We start from the raw sequence: 20,986 nt of genomic DNA, 5'->3' as shown, positions 1-20,986 counted from the left end.
GAAAATATCTTCTGTTTGCTTTTACAGCCTGCTTACTTGGCGGTGTTTTGGGTGATATATTTGGATTTATTTTCATGCCTCGTTTTGTCTCGGTTATTTTAAAAGAGCTTTACAATCTTCCACAGTATTATCTGCGTTTTGATAATCTTTATGGAGTGGGCGGCATCCTGTTGTTTATGGCTGCGATAGTAGGAGCAACCATGCTTGCCTGCCGCAGCGAATTGACTCAAATGCCGGCAGCACTTTTGCGTCCCAAAGCACCCCGTTCAGGAGCCCGTGTATGGCTTGAGCGCATTCCTGGTATCTGGAACCGCCTGAAATTCCTGAATAAGGTTACCATTCGCAACCTGTTCCGGTATAAAAAACGTATGTTTATGACTATTGGAGGTATTATGGGGTGCACAGCCCTGATAATCTGTGGTTTTGCAATCAAGGATTCTGTAATGGCATTGGCCCCCAGCCAGTATGATAATATATATCAGTACGACTTAATGACTGTTTTTAAAGAAAAAGATAACGATAATCTGGTTCGGCAGTTAGCAAAGGACAGCAATATTGATGATTATATGAATTTACGGATTGAGAATGTAAAGCTGCTCAATACCGGAGGAACGTCCAGTTCGGTGCAGCTGATGGTAATCCCTAACGGAAGTACCATAGAGGACTATATTCGTATTGAGGATCTGGATGGAACTCCAATTCATTTGAAAGATGCTGGTATCTTTATTACACAAAATGCAACCCGAATTCTTGGACTTAAAACAGGCGACACTGTTTTTGTGCAAAATATGGCGCTTGAGCAGCACGAAGCTGCTGTATCCGGTATTGTGCGGAACTATTTGGGCAACAACGTATATATGACACAAAAGTTATATGAATCGTTATTCGGCAAATATGTCCCAAACGGCATACTTGCACACCTGTCTGATACTTGCAGTGATCAGGCTGCATATGCCCAAATACTGCTTGATAATGATTCTGTACTTTCTTCTGTCAGTATAGCCGCCCTGCGGGAGGATTTTGGCTTTGATCTGATAAATGCGGTAGTTTTACTGCTTATTGTTATGGCTGGAGGTCTCGCATTGGTGGTGCTGTTTACCTTATCGAATACCAATATCTCGGAGCGGGTCAGGGAGCTTGCCACTATTAAGGTGCTGGGGTTCTATGATAATGAGGTGTACCAATATGTTAATAAAGAGACCTTGATTCTGACGGCAGTAGGTATTCTAATCGGTTTGCCGGTAGGCCGGGGCATAAGCGGTTTACTTACCACCGTGCTCAACATGCCTTCTATTCATTTTGCAGTGCATGTAGAACCTGTCAGTTATTTATTTTCAGCGGTGATTACGTTCTTCTTTGCTATAATCGTCAACTGGATAACAAATCGTACCCTTAACCACATTAATATGGTGGAAGCCCTGAAAAGTGTGGAATAACAAAGTAATTGGGATATACCCGGTAGTCCATCTTTTTCTATAAAAAGCTGTAGATGGAGTGACCCATTAAATATTTTACTGAAAAAGCCCCGCAAATATTGCAGAGGCTTTTTCTTTTTGATACAATACCATTAATTTATTGAATAATAAACTTAGTTGAATAAACAAATGTTTTTAACCGGCAATTGTGCTGGGACACAAGCTGCTGGTATTACTTAAGAGGCACTAAAGTGCCAGAAATGAGGTTATTATGGGAACGGATATTTCAAAAATTGATAAAAATCTCAAGGTTATTTCATCCTTTGATGAAAATGATATTCTATTCTTTGATGTTCGTAATGATCCATTTAAAGTCTATGGGTTATATAACTACAAGAACGAAACGGTATTTAAACGTATGCCTGATGATATTGCGCAAACTGTAAGTGAGGGTGTGGGTACTCTAAATTATAATACTACAGGGGGAAGAGTAAGGTTTAAAACAACTTCCCGGTATGTTGCCATAAAAGCAATCATGCAATCAGTTACCGTTTTACCTCATATGACTCTTGCAGGAACTTCCGGTTTTGATTTATATATTAATAATGACGGGAAAAGTACATACTATAAAACATTTATGCCTCCGGTAGGTATGGAGGAGGGATATGAATCTATCATATATTTTAATGATAATGCGGAGAGGGATTTGACTATAAACTTTCCTTTATATAGCAATGTTTCTGATTTATATATAGGATTACAGGAGACAGCAATTCTCAAGAACGGCGGTAATTATAAATATAAAAACCCCGTATTATATTATGGCTCTTCCATAACCCAAGGCGGTTGTGCCTCAAGGCCGGGCAACAGTTATCAGGCTATAATATCAAGAATGCTTGACTGCGATTATATAAACTTAGGATTCTCCGGAAATGCAAAAGGAGAGGAGAAAATTGTGGATTATATGTCTGGATTGAATATGAGTGTATTTGTATGCGATTATGACCATAATGCTCCAAGTGTTGAACATTTAATCAACACCCATGAAAGAATCTATAAAAGATTCAGAGAAAAGAATCCGGAATTACCAATTATTATTATATCAAAACCTGACTTTAATCCATATGAGTTTGATGATATACAAAGACGGAACGTGATTTATTCCACATACATAAATGCCATAAATAATGGAGACAAAAATGTATACTACATCGACGGGGAAAGTCTATTTAAAGATGAAGGCAGAGACAGCTGTACGGTAGATGGCTGTCATCCAAATGATCTTGGATTTATGCGAATGGCAGAAACAATAGGGTATATAATTAAAAAAGTAATTAAGCAATAGTAGCGGTCTGCTATGTATGCTTTTTATCAATTGTTATCTGCTTTGTTCTAAAGCAGTAATATAATACAACAAAGGGCAGAGTCTGGTATTTGCATGCTTGCATGTAAACCCTGAACGGAATGGCAAGGTCATAACATGTTTGTGATATAATAAAAGTATTGGGGAGGAAGGTTTTAGCTTGTTTGCTGACCTAAGTGTGATTCCAATACTTTAAGTAAGAAAATGGAGCTATGAATATATTAAATATAAAACAATATTTTAATAAATGTAAATAAATACATGAATAATCTAACCCAAATTAAACATAATAGATAATGGATACTGAAACAGATTCCAATAAGGTTTATCCTTGTGAATTAAGAGTAAGTATTCACCCAAATAAGAATATGTCTCAAAAGTAATGTGGCATGAAATTATGATCCCGAATTAAGGAGAGATGGTAAATGGAGGCTTTAGGAGACAACGAAGTTTAACTATTGAAATAATTCAGGTAGAAGATTTTGATAATCTTAGTAATGGAAGCTAAATATTATTATCGAGACATCAAAAAAGCAAAAGCGAGGATTGTATAATTCTTGCTTTTGTTTTTTTATAACAATACCAAGTTAAAATAAGAAACAAAATAATATATTTTGTATAGAATTAAAGTCTCCTATTGAGAGACTTTTTTCAGCTTGCCCAGATTCTTGAATCAGCAAAAGTCTATTCGCTTTTATTTCAAAATCAATCCCATCAATTACTTATAAAATCCCTTCAAAATCACTCTATAATATTAGCGAATTATTACCATAGTGCCTGTATTCGTAAATTCTGTGTTGAAACATTATCTAAAAAAGGGTAAAATGGATTAATAATAGACATTTCCAGCTTGTCAATGGAGGAAGAGACATGACTTGTATTGACGCACAACGGTTAATTATGCCGTTTATCAATAAAAAATTAGATATCGACCAAATGGAAGATTTTATAGATCACATTCATTCCTGCCCGAACTGCATGGAGGAATTAGAAGTGTATTATGTCCTTCTTTCCGGTATGAAACAATTAGATGAAGATAAGGAATTATCTGTGAATTTTCATCAGGAGCTGCTGCAATTAATTAAACGCTCAGAGGATAGGATTTTTCACGATAAAATATTGCACATCAGGAAGAAAATCATTTTAATTATTGTGATTACTCTGACTGCATTCATTTCCAGCTTTCGGATCGGAGAGTTTGTAGTAGAGGATGTACTTCATAAGGAACTTTTTAAAAGTAACTTTTATATAGAGGGTCTGTTTCCTGAGGATGGGGATGGGGTAATTTCCAGAAAGATTTCCCGACATTTAAATGAAATTCATAATTATTTAATGGAAGAAGATCCGGAATCCGCTATTCGGTTAGAAGAAACTTATCCCGATTATGAATGGGACAAAAAATTAAATGAATAAGTAAATGATGAGATAAGTATAAAACTCTGAAAATAGAAATGAGGTAAATATGGAGAAAAAGATTGTATTAATAGATGGACATAGTATATTAAACAGAGCATTTTACGGGCTGCCTGATTTAACCAACTCAGAAGGACTTCACACCAATGCGGTGCTGGGTTTTCTGAATATTATGTTTAAGATATTAGACGAAGAAAAGCCGGAATATCTTACCGTCGCTTTTGACGTGAATAAGCCAACATTCCGCCATGAAATGTTTCAGGAGTATAAGGGAACAAGAAAGTCCATGCCGGAGGAATTAAGAGAACAGGTACCTATTATGAAAGAGGTATTAAGAGCAATGGGAGTAAATATAGTCGAGAAGCCTGGATTTGAGGCAGATGATGTATTAGGTACCATAGCAAAGACCTGTGAAAAAGATGGATATGAAGTATCTCTTGTATCCGGGGACAGGGATTTATTACAGCTGGCTACAGATAAGATTAAAATTCGGATTCCCAAAACCAAAATGAGCGGTACAGAAGTAGAGAATTATAATACAGCTGATGTAATTGAGAAATACAGTGTTACGCCTAAGCAATTTATTGATTTAAAAGGTCTTATGGGTGATACTTCTGATAATATTCCGGGAGTTCCGGGAATTGGTGAGAAGACGGCAACAAAAATCATCACCAAGTACGATTCTATTGAAAATGCATTTGAGCATGTAGAAGAAATAACACCTAATAAAGCAAGAGAAGCATTAAAGAATCATTATGATCTTGCAGTATTAAGTAAAACTTTAGCTACCATTAAAACCGACTGTGATATTGATTTTCATATTTCCCATGCAGAGATAAAAAACCTGACCAATGAAGAAGCTTTTGTTTATTTTAAGAAACTGGAGTTTAAAAATTTAATCAGCCGTTTTCAGGTAGATGTAAGCCATAATGAGGGAGTAGAAAAATCATTTAAAATAATTACGGATCTTCTGGAAGCGGAGAATGTATTTAACAAACTTTTATCAAAAACCAGTAATCAACCCCTGGTTGTAGGATTACAGTTAATTCGTGAGAACAGTACCATACTTGGTATCAGCCTTACCTTTGGTGAAAAGGATATTTATTTTATTAAAGTGGAAGGTTTAATCTCAGCTGCTTATTTACAGGATAAAGTAAAAAGTATCATTGATTATAACTGTATCATTGCAACTAATAATCTAAAATCCCAATTGGATTTTATGTTAGCCAATGAAAAAGACCAAGTTGCAGACCTTGGTATTGGTGCCTATTTACTTAACCCTTTAAAGAGTACTTATCACTATGACGATATTGCAAGAGATTTCTTAAATCTCATTGTACCTAATGAAACTGAACTCTTTGGAAAAATGTCTTTGGAAAAAGCAATGGAGGATTGCCCGGAGGAGTTTAAGAATTTCTGCTGCTATCAAGGATATGTAAACTATCTAAGTTATGATAAGCTAATGAAAGCATTAGAAGATACCAATATGGAACAATTATTCAGGGAAATTGAAATGCCTTTGGTTTATACTCTTTTTGATATGGAACAACGTGGTATTGGAGTAAATGAAGGAGAACTAAAGGATTACAGTGAAAGACTGGGTGCTAAAATAGAGCAGTTGGAAAAGGAGATATATCAGCTGGCAGATGAGAAATTTAATATCAGCTCTCCAAAACAATTAGGTGTAATCTTATTTGAGAAATTAAGACTTCCATTTGGAAAGAAAACAAAAACCGGTTATTCTACTTCTGCCGATATACTTGAGAAATTGGTATCTGAACATCCAATCGTTTCTTTTATATTGGAATACAGACAATTAACTAAGTTAAAGTCCACCTATGCAGATGGGTTAACTGCTTTTATCTGCGAGGATAAGAGAATACACGGAAAGTTCCACCAAACTATTACAGCAACCGGAAGAATATCCAGTACGGATCCTAATCTGCAAAACATTCCTATTCGAATGGAACTTGGCAGAGAAATTCGTAAGGCATTTATACCAAAAGACGGCTACATCTTTGTAGATGCGGATTATTCACAGATTGAATTAAGAGTACTTGCCCATATGTCAGGGGATGAGAAATTAATTGCTGCTTATAAAGAAGCACAGGATATCCATAGGATTACAGCCTCTCAAGTATTCCATACTCCGTTGGAGGAAGTTACTTCTTTACAAAGAAGCAACGCAAAAGCGGTTAATTTTGGTATTGTTTATGGCATTAGTTCTTTTGGATTGGGCCAGGATTTAAATATATCGAGAAAAGAAGCCGAAAGCTATATTAATAAATACTTTGAAACATATCCCAGCGTTAAGAACTTCTTAGATGAATTAGTGACTCAAGGGAAAAAGGATGGTTATGTCACTACGATATTTGGCAGAAGAAGACCTATTCCGGAATTAACCTCTTCTAACTTTATGCAGCGTTCTTTTGGTGAAAGAGTAGCTATGAATTCTCCGATTCAAGGAACTGCAGCAGATATTATTAAAATCGCCATGATACGTGTTAATAGAAAGTTAAAGGAACTTAACTATCGTTCCAGACTGATTTTGCAGATTCACGATGAATTATTAATCGAGACACAGGAAGAAGAAAAAGAACAGGTTATGGCAATCTTAAAAGAAGAAATGCAAAATGCTGCTGCATTAAGTATACCTTTGGAAGTGGACGTAAATATAGGTACCAACTGGTATGAAGCAAAATAAGTCAGGAAGTGTTTCTATGAAAAATAATATTAAGCGTACCATTCGAGAACTAAAAGTAATGGAATTAGTGAATCGATATGGTTTTTCCTACGATTTTATTAAGAAGAATCCTTTAGCAGTACAAAGTAAATGCAATTCACTTGTATGGAATACGTTCTTTGATTTAAAGGGGAATAAACCTGAAAAATCAAAAGGACGTTATTCCATCTGTGATTTGGAAAGAATGGATAAAGACGCAATAAAAGAGGTCATAGAAGAATATTGGTTTCACGTGTATTATCAAATATACAAGGAAAAAGGCATTCCTGCTTATGAGACACAAGACCCCAGGTTATTAGCATATCTGGGGTTACCATATAGTGCGGATAGTATTTGTGTTAAAAAACGCTTTCGGGAGTTAATTAAAAAATACCATCCGGATTCCGGAGGAGATACGGAAAAGTTCCTGGAATTAATGGATATGGCAGATAATATTAAGAATATATAAGAAATTAATCTTTACAAGAATTACTTTATGCAGGTGATTTGAAAAAGGAGGCTATACATAGATGAAAGTCATAGGCATTACAGGAGGAATAGGCAGCGGTAAATCTACTATTATAAACATATTGAAAGATACCTATAATGCTTTTGTAATAAGTACAGACCATATAGCCCAAGTATTAATGGAAAAGGGCAACATATCTTATAATCTGGTTGTAGAAAACTTTGGTTCTGGTATCCTGGATCAAGAGGGAAACATTAACAGAAAAGGGTTGGCCGCTATTGTTTATGATAATCCTGAGAAATTACTATTATTAAATAGTTTATCCCATCCTTATGTAATGAAGCAAGTAATGGATATAATTGAAGCAAAGCGGAAGGAAAAGGTGGCTCTTATATGTGTGGAAACGGCACTTCCTAAAGAAGCTGGACTTAGTAATTTCTGTGATGAGATTTGGTATATTCATGCTTCAGAAGATATTAGGAGGGAAAGACTGCAAAAATCCAGAAATTATACTAATGAAAAAATTAACAGCATCTTTAATAATCAAATTAAAGAAAATGAGTATAGAGAGATTAGTACCCATATAATTGATAATAATCTTTCCAGGGAAAAAGTTGCAAAGCAGATTGCACAGATTCTAAAAAATATACCGGACGGATAGAACTAATGCTAGTGAAATAAGTCTGATTATGGTACAATAGACGCAATATGAATGATATGGGGGCTTCCGCATGGAATACAAAAGATATCCGGAGCATTTAGTATTTGGTTTAGATATCGGTACTAGAAGCGTGGTAGGGACAGTTGGATATAGAGAAAATAATAATAACTTTATAGTTGTTGCACAATATATGAAAGAACATGAGACAAGAGCCATGATTGATGGTCAGATTCATGACATTACAAAAGTGGCTGATGTTATCAGAGCAGTGAAGACTCAGTTAGAACAACAGGTAGGCAGAAAATTAACAGATGTATGTATTGCAGCAGCAGGCAGAATTCTAAAAACCGTAGCAGTTAAAGCAGACTATGAATTTCCAAGTGAAACAATTGTAAATGAGGAACATATTCACTCTTTGGATCTAATCGGTGTAGAAAAAGCATATGATACCATCCGAGAGGAACTTAAATCCGAGCATATTCATTATTACTGCGTTGGGTATTCCGTAATTCGTTATTATTTGAATGATTATACCATTCTCAATCTGGAGGGGCATAAAGCAAATAAAATATCAACTGAATTAATTGCAACCTTCTTACCGGATGAAGTGGTAGATGGATTATATGCAGCAGTTGAAAAGGCAGATTTACAGGTGGCCAATTTAACTTTAGAGCCTATTGCAGCAATTAATATTGCAATTCCTGATAAATTTCGGTTATTAAATATTGCCTTGGTGGATGTAGGTGCAGGAACTTCCGATATTTCCATTACAAAGGATGGGAGTATAACTGCATATGGCATGATACCTTATGCAGGAGATGAAATCACGGAAGCCATTGTTCAGAAATACTTAGTGGTATTTAATGAAGCAGAGGCTATGAAAACAGCATGCCTTAGAAAAAAGAATATTACCTTTAAAGACATTATGGGAATTAAACATAAGATCACTTCTCAGGAAATTTTAGAATCCATTGATGATACCATTCGTAAAATCACCAAGTCCATTGCAGATAAAATCGTAGAATTAAATGGCGGTAAAGCTGTAAGTGCTGTATTTGTAGTTGGAGGCGGCGGTAAAATAACTGGTTTTGCCGGCAGATTGGCAGAGTACTTAGAGCTGCCTTACGAACGTGTGGCATTACGTGGAGAAGAAGTATTGCAGGAAATTACTTTCTTACAAGAAAAGATAAAGAAAGATCCATTACTGGTAACGCCTATTGGTATTTGCTTGAATTTCTATGATCAGAAGAATAATTTTATCTTTGTAAATGTAAATGGTGAACGTATTAAACTATACGATAACAATAAATTAACCATTGTAGATGCGGCTTTGCAGGTGGGTTTTCCCAATGAAAAACTATTTCCAAGAAGAGGAAAAACCATACATTATACAATCAATGGAACAAAGCGCATGGTACGGGGAGAATTGGGTGAAGCCTCTGTGGTTAAGCGAAACGGTGAGGTGGTGGGCCTTAGCCATCCCATTGAGCAAAACGACAGAATAGAAATTATTGAATCTACCCAAGGCAGTGATGCTGTTTATATGGTAAGTCAGCTTCCGGAATACAGTGGAACGATTTCTATTGTATTTAACGGGCAAAACATTCAATGTCCTAAATTTGTGTTGGCAAACAAGAAATTGGTATCCGGTTTTTATAGTCTTCAGGATAAGGATGAAATTGAAATATTGAATTATTATACCTTGGAACAAATCCTTGAATTTATGGATTTAGAATATAGAGAAACGATTCTTGTAAATAATACGACAGCTTCTCTGGATGATAAAATATATGAGAATTTTTCCATAGAATATGAATTGCCGGAAGATACCTACGAGGAAGAATATGCGGCTTCTCATGAGGAAGTGAATCCAGATTACCAAAATAGAAAAGGCAGTCCGGCAGAATCAGCGGAAAACCGTGTTAATAGTGCTTCTGATATACAGACGGAGGACAGTCAAGAAATCAGGGATATGTATATAACTGTTAACGGAGAAAGCGTTAAATTATCGAAGAAGAAAAACTACATATTTGTTGATATATTTGATTTTTATCCTTTTAATTTATCAACGTTAGGAGGTTCAAAACTAATTACAATCATTAATGGAGAACCGGCAGTATTTACGTCTCCGTTAAAAGATGGAGATGTAATTGAATTATATTGGAAATCCTAAAAAGGTAGGAAGTTTATTGGAACTTATTGTTTTGTATAGTTTATTGTGCAATTATGAAGAAAAGCATGAGAAGCCGCAAAACAGCGGTATGTTCAAGATTGTGAAACAGAAACTCTTATATAGTTTCTGAGGAAATATTAAGGAAAAGTATTGACAAAATCTTAGGAATAGGTAATACTTTGACATTATAAAATGCTTAGGAGGTACTTATGGATTTATGCAGTATATCTAGTGGCAGCAGTGGGAATTGTACCTTTGTTGGCAGTAAAAATACAAAATTACTGGTAGATGCAGGTATTAGCGGCAAGAAAATAGAGAACGGGTTAAACAGTATTGATGTGCATCCGGAGGATATTCAAGGAATCTTAGTAACCCATGAACATGCGGATCATATTATGGGTCTGGGGGTTCTTGCCAGAAGGTATAATACACCTATATATGGAACGGCAGAAACTATTAACGCAATACTTCGGATGAAGAATATAGGACGTATAGCAGAAGATTTATTACATTACGTGGTTCCGGATAAGTCGTTTCAAATCAATGATATTACAGTAGAACCTTTTTCTACATCACATGATGCTTCCAATCCCGTATGTTATACCTTTCAATCAGATGGACATAAAGTAGGGATGGCAACAGACTTAGGAAAATACGATGATTATATTATCTCTAAACTATCCGATTCAGAAATTCTTTTATTAGAAGCAAATCATGATATAAATATGTTAATGGTAGGGGGATATCCTTATTACTTAAAGCAAAGAATATTAGGAGACAGAGGGCATTTGTCCAATGACTATTCCGCAAAATTACTTTGCAAACTACTTCATGATAAATTAAAACATATTACATTAGCCCATCTTAGTAAAGAAAATAATTATGAAGAATTGGCTTATGAAACTGTCAGAGTGGAATTAAATCAGCATATGGATGACAAAACTTCCGGGAAGATACTTAGTGTAGCAAAAAGAGATGCAGCATCTGAGATGTTATCCACTACTTAAAAACATATGAGTAATAAGCAGACGTATTGTATGCAGAATGGAGTCAGAATGAAGAAGACAATAATAACTGTAGTAGGAAAAGACAAAGTTGGTATCATTGCAAATATTTGTACTTATTTAGCAAATAACAGAGTTAATATTCTGGATATTTCACAGACTATAGTACAAGGATATTTTAATATGATGATGATTGTGGACAGTAATAATTCACCTAAGAATTTCGAACAGCTTGCAACAGAACTAGAGCAAATTGGTGATGAAATTGGTGTCATTATTAAGACACAACATGAGGACATCTTTAATAAAATGCACCGCCTATAAGAAGTGGTGCTTTTTTGCAATATAAAAGATTGAATAATTGAAAGGTGCGTATTAGGATGATCAATATTAATGAAGTCTATGAAACCAATAAAATGATTGAACAAGAGAATTTGGACGTTAGAACCATAACATTGGGTATAAGTCTCCTGGACTGTGCGGATAATAATCTGGACGAATTAAATAGAAAGATTTATGATAAAATTACTACCGTTGCAAAAAATTTGGTTGCAACGGGTAAATCCATCGAAAGAGAGTATGGTATTCCTATTGTGAATAAAAGAATCTCTGTTACACCAATTTCCTTAATTGGAGCTTCTTCCTGCAAATGCCCGGAAGATTATGTTAAAATAGCAGAGACTTTAGATAGAGCGGCACAAACTGTGGGTGTTAACTTTATCGGCGGTTATTCTGCCCTTGTATCCAAAGGAATGACAGAAAGTGATGAAAACTTAATTCGCTCCATTCCCCAGGCTTTAGCAATTACAGAAAGAGTATGCAGTTCTGTTAACGTTGGTTCCACAAAATCAGGAATCAACATGGATGCAGTAAAATTACTGGGCGAAATTATATTAGAAACAGCAGAAAAAACAAAAGAGAGAGATTCCTTAGGTTGTGCTAAATTAGTAGTATTTTGCAATGCTCCGGATGATAACCCATTTATGGCCGGTGCTTTCCATGGAGTAACGGAAGCGGATGCTATTATTAATGTTGGGGTCAGCGGACCGGGAGTTGTAAAGACTGCTTTACAGGAGATTCGGGGAGCTGATTTTGAAACACTTTGCGAAACTATTAAGAAAACTGCTTTTAAGATAACCAGAGTAGGACAATTGGTGGCACAGGAAGCTTCTAAAAGAATGAATATCCCATTTGGAATTATTGATTTATCCTTAGCACCCACTCCTGCAGTTGGAGATAGTATCGCTGAGATTTTTGAAGAGATGGGCTTAGAATATGCAGGTGCCCCAGGAACTACCGCAGCATTGGCATTATTAAATGACCAGGTGAAAAAAGGCGGTGTTATGGCTTCTTCCTATGTTGGCGGGTTAAGCGGAGCTTTTATACCTGTCAGTGAAGATCAGGGTATGATCAATGCCGTAAGTGCAGGAGCGCTTACTTTGGAAAAGCTGGAAGCAATGACCTGTGTATGTTCCGTTGGACTTGACATGATAGCAATACCGGGAGATACCAAGGCAGCTACTATATCCGGAATTATTGCTGATGAAATGGCTATTGGAATGATAAATCAAAAGACTACCGCAGCAAGGCTGATACCTGTCATCGGAAAGAAAGTAGGAGACAGAGCGGAATTTGGCGGACTGTTAGGATATGCTCCGGTTATGCCGGTAAATCAGTTTAGTTGTGATGCGTTCATTAATCGTGGAGGAAGAATTCCTGCGCCAATTCACAGTTTTAAAAATTAATTATAAGAATTAGAATTTAATTGAAAAGTGAGGTAAACATTATGAATGAAAAATTAAAAGAACTGGATTATAAAAAGATATTTCACTATTTTACTGAGATATCAGCAATACCAAGAGGTTCTAAAAATAATACTGCCATAAGTAATTATCTGGCTGAATTTGCAAAGACAAGAAGCTTGGAATATATCCAGGATGAATATGAAAATGTAGTGATTATTAAAGAAGCTTCTAAGGGTTATGAGAATGCTCCTGTTGTTATGATTCAAGGCCATATGGATATGGTTTGTGAGAAAACCAGTGACAGTAACCATGATTTCATAACAGAAGGACTTGAACTTTTAGTAGATAACGACTATATTCATGCGGACCGTACCACATTAGGGGCGGATAATGGTATTGCCGTTGCCTATGCTCTTGCATTTTTAGATGATGAGACATTACAGCATCCAAGAATAGAAGCAATCTTTACAACTGATGAAGAAGTCGGTATGGAAGGCGCCATTGGCTTGGATGTTACACCTTTAAAAGGTAAATATTTAATTAATGTTGACTCTGAGGATGAAGGTTCTTTGCTTATCAGTTCCTCCGGTGGTTTAACCGGCACCTGCGAATTACCAATCAATCGTGTATCCGGTAACGGATTAAAAATAAAACTTACCATCAGTGACCTGCAAGGGGGACATTCCGGTGCTGAAATCCATAAAAATAGAACCAATGCTACTAGACTTATGGGAAGATTGCTTTTTGAACTAAGAGAATCTGTAGGATACGGCTTAATCGAGATGAAGGGCGGACAAAAAGATAATGCCATTCCAAGAGACAGCTTTGCTGAGATTTGCATTAACCCGGAAGATTTAGAGAGCTTTACTAAGGCTATTGAGGATCTTTCGCTTAAATATAAGAATGAATTTAAGACCAGTGAGCCTCATTTGTCAATTCATGTTCAAAATCTTTCTGAAGGAACTTTTGAATGCCTTCATCCTACTTCATTTGAAAAGGTACTGTTTATGCTTGTGAATACCCCTAATGGAGTGCAGGTTATGAGTTCTAACATTCCTGGCTTAGTAGAAAGTTCTTTGAATTTAGGAATATTCCATGTGGATGCGGATAAGGCCGTATTCTGCTTCTCTGTTCGTAGTTCTGTAAATAGTTATAAACAATATTTAGCCGGCAGACTGAATTACATGGCCAGTTTTTTAGGCGGGGAATTCTATGTAAGAGGACAATATCCGGCTTGGGAATATAAAAAAGATTCTAAATTAAGAGACCATTTATTCAAAGTCTTTGTAGAGCAGTATGGATATGAACCAAAATTAGAAGCCATTCATGCAGGTCTGGAGTGTAGTTTCTTTGCAGAAAAAATTCCTGGTATTGATATTGTTTCTCTGGGACCGGATATGTATGACATCCATACGCCAAAGGAAAAACTAAGTATATCCTCTGCTGTTCGTGTTTATAAATACTTGGAAAAGGTAATTGAAGGATTAAAATAGTATGAATAAAAAGAAATTCTATGCCAGGCTGCGGACCATAGTAATTGTTATTTGCATATTAACAGTCGGTATTATTGGTGAATTGATTGCTTATTCTTATATTAAGATTTCGGATAAAGCTAAGGAAGATTCTTATGTGGAAAAGGACTTGAATAGGGAGGGCGATAACCAGGAAACCACCAATGAAGACCCGGCTAAGGACTCCGATACGGCATCTGGAGAACATAATAGTGATGTGGAAAAAGATGATAGGGATTCTGAAAATGAGAATCCCTATGAGGATACGAATGAAACAAATGCCAATGATAAAAATACTGATGAGATTGTAATGCTGTTTACGGGAGATATTTATTTATCCGATTTTATTTTAAATCAGTATAACAAAAAGGGTGTGGATGGAATTCTTTCAGAAAACATTCAGAAAGAATTTCAAAACGCCCATATTGTTATGGCTAATGAAGAATTTCCTTTTAGCAATAGAGGTTCAAAAGCTAAGGATAAACAATTTACTTTCCGGATTGATCCTCAATATGCGCAAGTTTTTACAGACATGATGATTAACGTGGTGACTTTAGGCAATAATCATGTATTAGATTATGGTATTGAGGCTTTACAAGATACCTTTAGTGCATTACAAGGTGCTAAGATACCATATGTTGGTGCAGGTAACAATATAAAAGAAGCACGAGAAACGGAATATTTTGATGTTGGTGAAAAAACCATTGCCATATTAGGTGCTTCACGGGTTATCCCAGTTGCTGAATGGAACGCAGGAGAGAACAAACCCGGATTATTTACCACTTATGATCCCACTGCACTGATAGCAGAAATTGAAACTGCCAAGTCACAAAGTGATTATGTTATTGTATATGTCCATTGGGGGATTGAGAAGAATAACCACCCGGAAGAATATCAGCGTAAGATGGCAAAACAATACATAGACGCAGGCGCAGACCTGGTTGTAGGAAGCCATCCTCATGTGCTGCAGGGAGTGGAGTATTATAAAGATAAGCCCATTATTTATAGTTTGGGCAACTTTATGTTTTATAATAATATTCCACAGACGGCTTTGCTAAAGGTAACTTTACAAGAAGGGGATTCTGTAAAAACAGAGCTATTACCTGCAAAGGCAGAGAATGGGACAACATTTATATTAGAAGATCCAGTAGAAATTCAAAAGTTTTATAAGTATATAACAGACATATCATATGGCGTAACTTTTGATAAAACAGGTGCCATATCCTATTAGTCTTTATATTAGCATAATAAGTATTTTACACTACGTTAATAGTATGCTATAATATTTTATGCCAGTATTTGGAACTATTATTCTATAAATACTGAATTAAATAAAATCATGGGAGTTAAGCTTGAAAGAATTTCATTCTTTATGCTGTGCAAAAGTGCCCAGACTTTGGAAGGAGCATGGTTATTAGAAATGAATAAAAATGAAAATGAATGCAGTGGACAAGAAAAAGATAATTGTAAGTGCACAGAGGATGACGTTAATACAGAAGATTTAAATATAGAGGAAGATTTTGATTTAACCAAGTGGATTGATGATGTAGTAGATGAGAATGTACCTTTAGACGAAGAACTTGCCTTAGCCCAGGAAGAAGAGGAAATCTTAAGCGATATCAGTGCTTCTATTGGTAAGCAAATACAGGAAGAACTGGATACAAGCGACGATGTAAAACAGAAACGAAACATACCCTTATGGGTTAAAATAGTGGGCGGAACCCTTGGGACTTTTTTACTGGTTTGTATTTTACTGATTATTACTCCCGGTGGCAGAAATTTTATATGGAATACAGCAGTGAATATTGCATATGGGCGTATGAAATATAACGATGGAGCTGAAGTGGTACAGCAAACCGTAATTGATGATGTGGAAGAAGACGCACTTAAGAACCAGATTACAGACACTCCTGTTTCATGGGATACAAGACATGCGGAGGATGGAGCCAGACAAGAAGAAGGTGTCATTAATGTATTATTATTAGGGGAAGAAGCTATTGATTCAGGTGGCGGTCGCGGGCGTACCGACATCATGATTATTGCAACTATGAACACCAAGGATAAGAAATTAAAATTAACTTCTTTGATGAGAGATTTATTGGTACAGATTCCCGGCAATAAAGATAATAAATTAAATGCTGCCTACGAAATAGGTGGAATCCCTTTATTATATGAAACAATAGAATTAAACTTCGATGTAAAGCTGGATGGCTATGTAAGAGTAGGATTTGATGATTTTGAATCTGTTATTAATAAACTTGGCGGGGTTAATATTACATTAACAGAGTCAGAGGCACGTTATTTAAATAATACGAACTATATCTCAAAACCACAATACCGAAAGGTAGTACCGGGATTACAAACACTAAACGGAAACCAGGCTTTGGGATATTGCCGTGTTCGTTATGTATCAACAAACAATCATGAAAGAGATGACTACGGAAGGACTTCCAGACACCGTGTTGTATTAAATGCAATATTTGATAAATATAAATCAAAAAGTCTGCCGGAATTATCCTTATTACTTTATGATATCTTGCCTTTAATATCAACAGATATAACCAAGAATGAATTTGAGACTTATTTAAAAGTTGCTGTTAGCATGGGATTATCAGAGATTGAGGATATTCGTATACCAGCTGATAATACATTCGAGGAAGGTTACGCCAGAAAAATGGCGGTCTTAATACCGGATTTGGAGGCAAATATAAAAGTACTTCATGAATTTATATTTGGCAGCGTAGAAGAATAAAAGTCAGGACTTGCTATATAGATATGTTTAGCAAGTCCATTTTAATGTCGTTTTTCAGAGGTTTTATAATTGAGATAAGGGGATAGGGTCATATCTAATTTCTATGCACATATAATAAAAAGAAAGCCATATTTTAAAGAAGGTGCATATGAGAAAATTAAATATACCTGCAGAAAAGAAACCTTTTTATTTCTTTAGTGTTCTTTTATTCATTACTGTCCTATATTCTGGTTATTTACTGAATCAAATTGGCTTACATATGTATGTCAATCGTATAAATGGTACAAGTATTCAATACGAAGAATTCCGTAAAATGAAGCTGCCCCCTTCCCGAATAAAGAAAGTGAAAAAGGACATAGATAAAGTAGAAGACTTAACTATAACTATGTTAATAAATGATTATGAGTTATCAGAGAAAAAGAATATAAAGACAAGTAATCTAAAAAAACTGCTTCCACAAGTAAAACATAATGAAGCTTATCAAGAATTAAAGAAATATTACTATGCAATACTTAACGATATAAAATATTTTCCTCTTCCTCTAAAAGAAAATGGTGACTCATATGTAACCTTTGATGATTCCTGGTATGCGGACCGAAATTACGGCGGGGCCAGAAAACATGAGGGAACGGATTTGATGCCGGAATATAGCATTACCGGCCTATATCCAATAATCAGTATAACCGACGGAGTAGTGGAGAAAATAGGGTGGCTGGAAAAGGGTGGTTACCGAATAGGGATACGTGCCCCTTCAGGTGCTTACTTTTATTATGCTCATTTGGAATCCTATGCGGAAGGTATAAAAAAGGGAGATAAAATAAAAGCAGGCCAACTACTAGGGTTTATGGGGGACAGTGGTTATGGACCTGAGGGTACAACAGGTATGTTCGCTGTACACTTGCATTTGGGAATATACATAGATACCCCTAACGGAGAGCTTAGTGTAAATCCTTACTATATCCTTTTATATTTACAGTCACAGTAAAACCCAATTATATATATCAGCTTCATAAAAATAGTCTGATTATACCACAAATATATTGTAAAAAAATTTCCACAAAATAATATGAATATGATATAATACAAACGTAATGAGGAAAATACAAGCTTGCTTGTATTCTCCGAATGGAGAGCCAAGATCCTGAACAGTTTTTATGTTCAGGATATAATACAAACGTAATGAGGAAAATGCAAGCTCGCTTGCATTCTCCGAATGGAGAGCCAAGATCCTGAACAGCTTTTATGTTCAGGATATAATACAAACGTGTGGATTCCTAATTTTTAGAATCCACCCATAAAAGTTTTGTGCGAAGAAAAAGACAGAAAACTTCGGCAAAAAAATAAATGGGGACAGGAGAGGAATTGTATGGAAATTCAGTTATGGAGAGAAATATTAGATCCCTATGTTTTAGCAGTTGATGAATTGGTAGTTAAGTTCAATCATATTATTGATGAATATCGAAAAATGGGTGATTATTCACCGATTGAACAAGTAAATGGCAGAGTGAAAACCATATCAAGTATCTTAGAAAAATCCCAGAAAAAGGGCATTGATTTAGAGAATATGGAAGAAGAAATCGAAGACATCGCAGGAATTCGTATTATCTGCCAGTTTGTAGAAGATATTAACAAAGTAGTGGAAATCATAAAAAAAAGAACGGATATGACTGTAAAAAGTGAAAAAGATTACATTGCACATATGAAAACCAGCGGCTACAGAAGTTATCATTTAATAATTTACTACAATGTTCAGACTCTTACTGGTACCAAGCAAATTCAAGCGGAGATTCAGATTCGTACCTTGGCCATGAACTTTTGGGCAACCATTGAACATTCCCTTCAGTATAAATACAAACATAATATGCCGGAACATATTCGACATAGACTTTCCAGAGCAGCCGATGCCATAATTGCATTAGATGCCGAAATGTCACAGATTCGCGGTGAAATTATGGATGCGCAAAATTCATTTAAAATAAAAGCTAATACCGTATCGGATATATTAACCAATATTCAGAATTTGTATAAAGTAGCCAATAAGAGGGAAGTTCTTAAGATTCAAGATGAATTTTATAAAATTTATGAGACCGGAGATTTGGAGCAATTAGAACGTTTTAGCAAGGAATTGGACGTGATATCGGAAGGATACCGGGCTCAAAGTTTGAGATAGATATAAATGAAGTTGTCATTCTGATGTATATTCAGCTTTGTCATATGGAGAAGGAATACAGATAAAGCATGGTGAAGAACTTTTGCGAATTCTGCTTCGAAGAATTACAATCAGAATGACATGAGTATAATACTAAAAACAAATAGAAACAGTTTACAGAATTAAGGAGATTTTATGACATTACCTAAGCTTTTTGAAGAGCGTATGAAGAACCTGTTAGAGGAGGAATATACAGATTTTCTTCATTCTTATGACCAGAAACATTACAGTGGACTTCGTGTAAATACATTAAAATTAACACCGAAAGAATTTGAAGCCATTTGTCCTTTCGAAATTACCAGAATACCTTGGATTGAGAACGGCTATTATTATAACGGAAATGAGCAACCAGCAAGACATCCCTATTATCATGCTGGCTTATATTATATTCAGGAACCCAGTGCCATGACTCCAGCCAATTTACTTCCAGTAGAACCGGGAGATAAGGTATTGGACTTATGTGCCGCTCCGGGAGGTAAAAGTACGGAACTTGCTGCAAAGCTAAAAGGAGAGGGCCTTTTGGTAGCCAATGATATCAGTAATTCCAGGGCGAAAGCATTGCTTAAGAATATTGAGTTATTTGGTGTCCGTAATGCTGTTGTTGTCAGTGAAGCCCCTGCTAAACTGGCTAATTACTTCGAAGGTTATTTTGATAAAATATTAGTAGATGCACCTTGTTCCGGAGAAGGTATGTTTCGAAAGAGCCCTTCCATTATGAAAAACTGGGAACAATATGGTGTAGACTATTATAATAAATTACAAAAAGAAATCATACTATATGCCGCAAAAATGTTAAAGCCAGGCGGGAAGATGCTATATTCTACCTGTACTTTTTCAACGGAAGAGAATGAAGGAACTATTAAGTATTTGTTGGAAAATTGTCCGGAATTTCATGTTTTAAATCCAATAGAAAACAAGGCGGATAAGAGTGAGGTATCCTATGAAGGATTTTCATTTGGAAGGCCGGAGTGGATAGAAGGTCCTGAGGAATTAAAAAACTGCATACGTCTATGGCCTCATAAGATTCATGGAGAAGGGCATTTTATCACTCTTTTGGAAAAATCCTCTTCACAGGAAATAGGGTATTCTGCAGGCAAAATAAATTATGGAAATTTATCCGATGAAGCGGAAGCGTTTATGAATCAATTGGATGTAGAATGGGATTCTAAACAGATTGATATCCGTGAGGACAAGTTATATTTATATCCCCAAGAGCTTCCGTCTTTAAAAGGCTTAAGAATTATGAGACCGGGATTATTCCTTGGTGAGATGAAGAAGAACCGTTTTGAACCAAGTCAGGCTCTGGCAAGTTCGCTTAAAATCAGTGAATATAGCCAAATTATAAACTTATTGGCAGAGAACCCGGATACTATAAAATATCTAAAATGTGAAACCATTGATGTATCCGGAGAATATAAAGATGGTTGGCAGCTTATATGTGTTGATGGCTATCCTTTAGGATGGGGAAAGCTTACCGGACAAACATTGAAAAATAAATATCTTCCCGGTTGGAGATGGATGTAATGAAACAGATTGAAAGGATACGAGG

General features: G+C 35.7%; 16 protein-coding genes. All 16 read left to right on the top strand.

Translation table 11 applies throughout. The features are described 5' to 3' along the window. The coding region (locus tag RT261_RS10490; RefSeq protein WP_313132356.1) for an ABC transporter permease at window positions 1-1,436 on the top strand (1,436 nt) is incomplete at its 5' end. 250 nt (window positions 1,437-1,686) lie between these two features. Then, on the top strand, window positions 1,687-2,760 hold the full coding sequence (locus RT261_RS10485) for an SGNH/GDSL hydrolase family protein (protein WP_313132355.1): 1,074 nt from the start codon (window positions 1,687-1,689) through the stop codon (window positions 2,758-2,760). Window positions 2,761-3,648: 888 nt separating this feature from the next. Next, a complete protein-coding gene (locus RT261_RS10480) occupies window positions 3,649-4,191 on the top strand; it encodes an anti-sigma factor family protein (protein WP_313132354.1) in 543 nt (180 codons plus the stop codon). Between the two features lie 49 nt (window positions 4,192-4,240). Then, window positions 4,241-6,895, top strand: coding sequence for a DNA polymerase I (polA, locus tag RT261_RS10475; RefSeq protein ID WP_313132353.1), 2,655 nt, complete (start codon window positions 4,241-4,243; stop codon window positions 6,893-6,895). Window positions 6,896-6,911: 16 nt separating this feature from the next. Continuing rightward, window positions 6,912-7,382, top strand: a complete 471-nt coding sequence (locus RT261_RS10470; RefSeq protein ID WP_313132352.1) for a J domain-containing protein — start codon at window positions 6,912-6,914, stop codon at window positions 7,380-7,382. A gap of 61 nt (window positions 7,383-7,443) precedes the next feature. Then, entirely contained in the window at window positions 7,444-8,043 is a 600-nt protein-coding gene (gene coaE / locus RT261_RS10465) for a dephospho-CoA kinase (protein ID WP_313132350.1), read from the top strand. Window positions 8,044-8,113: 70 nt separating this feature from the next. Continuing rightward, window positions 8,114-10,216: a pilus assembly protein PilM gene (gene pilM, locus RT261_RS10460; RefSeq protein ID WP_313132349.1), complete on the top strand. Its 2,103-nt coding sequence runs from the start codon at window positions 8,114-8,116 to the stop codon at window positions 10,214-10,216. Window positions 10,217-10,425: 209 nt separating this feature from the next. After that, window positions 10,426-11,223 (top strand): MBL fold metallo-hydrolase, encoded by a 798-nt coding sequence (locus RT261_RS10455; RefSeq protein WP_313132347.1) that lies wholly within the window; start codon window positions 10,426-10,428, stop codon window positions 11,221-11,223. Window positions 11,224-11,271: 48 nt separating this feature from the next. Then, window positions 11,272-11,544 (top strand): ACT domain-containing protein, encoded by a 273-nt coding sequence (locus RT261_RS10450; RefSeq protein WP_313132518.1) that lies wholly within the window; start codon window positions 11,272-11,274, stop codon window positions 11,542-11,544. Between the two features lie 56 nt (window positions 11,545-11,600). Further along, on the top strand, window positions 11,601-12,965 hold the full coding sequence (locus tag RT261_RS10445) for a PFL family protein (RefSeq protein WP_313132346.1): 1,365 nt from the start codon (window positions 11,601-11,603) through the stop codon (window positions 12,963-12,965). A 41-nt stretch (window positions 12,966-13,006) separates the two neighbouring features. Then, window positions 13,007-14,458, top strand: coding sequence for an aminoacyl-histidine dipeptidase (locus RT261_RS10440; RefSeq protein WP_313132344.1), 1,452 nt, complete (start codon window positions 13,007-13,009; stop codon window positions 14,456-14,458). A 1-nt stretch (window position 14,459) separates the two neighbouring features. Further along, the gene (locus tag RT261_RS10435) at window positions 14,460-15,707 is read left to right on the top strand and encodes a CapA family protein (protein WP_313132343.1); all 1,248 of its coding nucleotides are present in this window, start codon (window positions 14,460-14,462) and stop codon (window positions 15,705-15,707) included. A 141-nt stretch (window positions 15,708-15,848) separates the two neighbouring features. Next, the gene (locus RT261_RS10430) at window positions 15,849-17,228 is read left to right on the top strand and encodes an LCP family protein (protein ID WP_313132342.1); all 1,380 of its coding nucleotides are present in this window, start codon (window positions 15,849-15,851) and stop codon (window positions 17,226-17,228) included. A 148-nt stretch (window positions 17,229-17,376) separates the two neighbouring features. Further along, the gene (locus tag RT261_RS10425; RefSeq protein ID WP_313132341.1) at window positions 17,377-18,213 is read left to right on the top strand and encodes a M23 family metallopeptidase; all 837 of its coding nucleotides are present in this window, start codon (window positions 17,377-17,379) and stop codon (window positions 18,211-18,213) included. A 381-nt stretch (window positions 18,214-18,594) separates the two neighbouring features. Then, entirely contained in the window at window positions 18,595-19,398 is an 804-nt protein-coding gene (locus tag RT261_RS10420) for a GTP pyrophosphokinase (RefSeq protein ID WP_313132340.1), read from the top strand. A gap of 174 nt (window positions 19,399-19,572) precedes the next feature. Further along, the gene (locus RT261_RS10415) at window positions 19,573-20,961 is read left to right on the top strand and encodes an RsmB/NOP family class I SAM-dependent RNA methyltransferase (protein WP_313132338.1); all 1,389 of its coding nucleotides are present in this window, start codon (window positions 19,573-19,575) and stop codon (window positions 20,959-20,961) included. Window positions 20,962-20,986: the final 25 nt, after the last annotated feature.

The sequence above is a fragment of the Anaerocolumna sp. genome (assembly GCF_032079385.1).
Classification (GTDB): Bacteria; Bacillota; Clostridia; order Lachnospirales; family Lachnospiraceae; genus Anaerocolumna.
The sequence above is the reverse complement of the archived record's forward strand: the minus strand, read 5'-3'. Positions and strand labels throughout refer to the sequence as shown.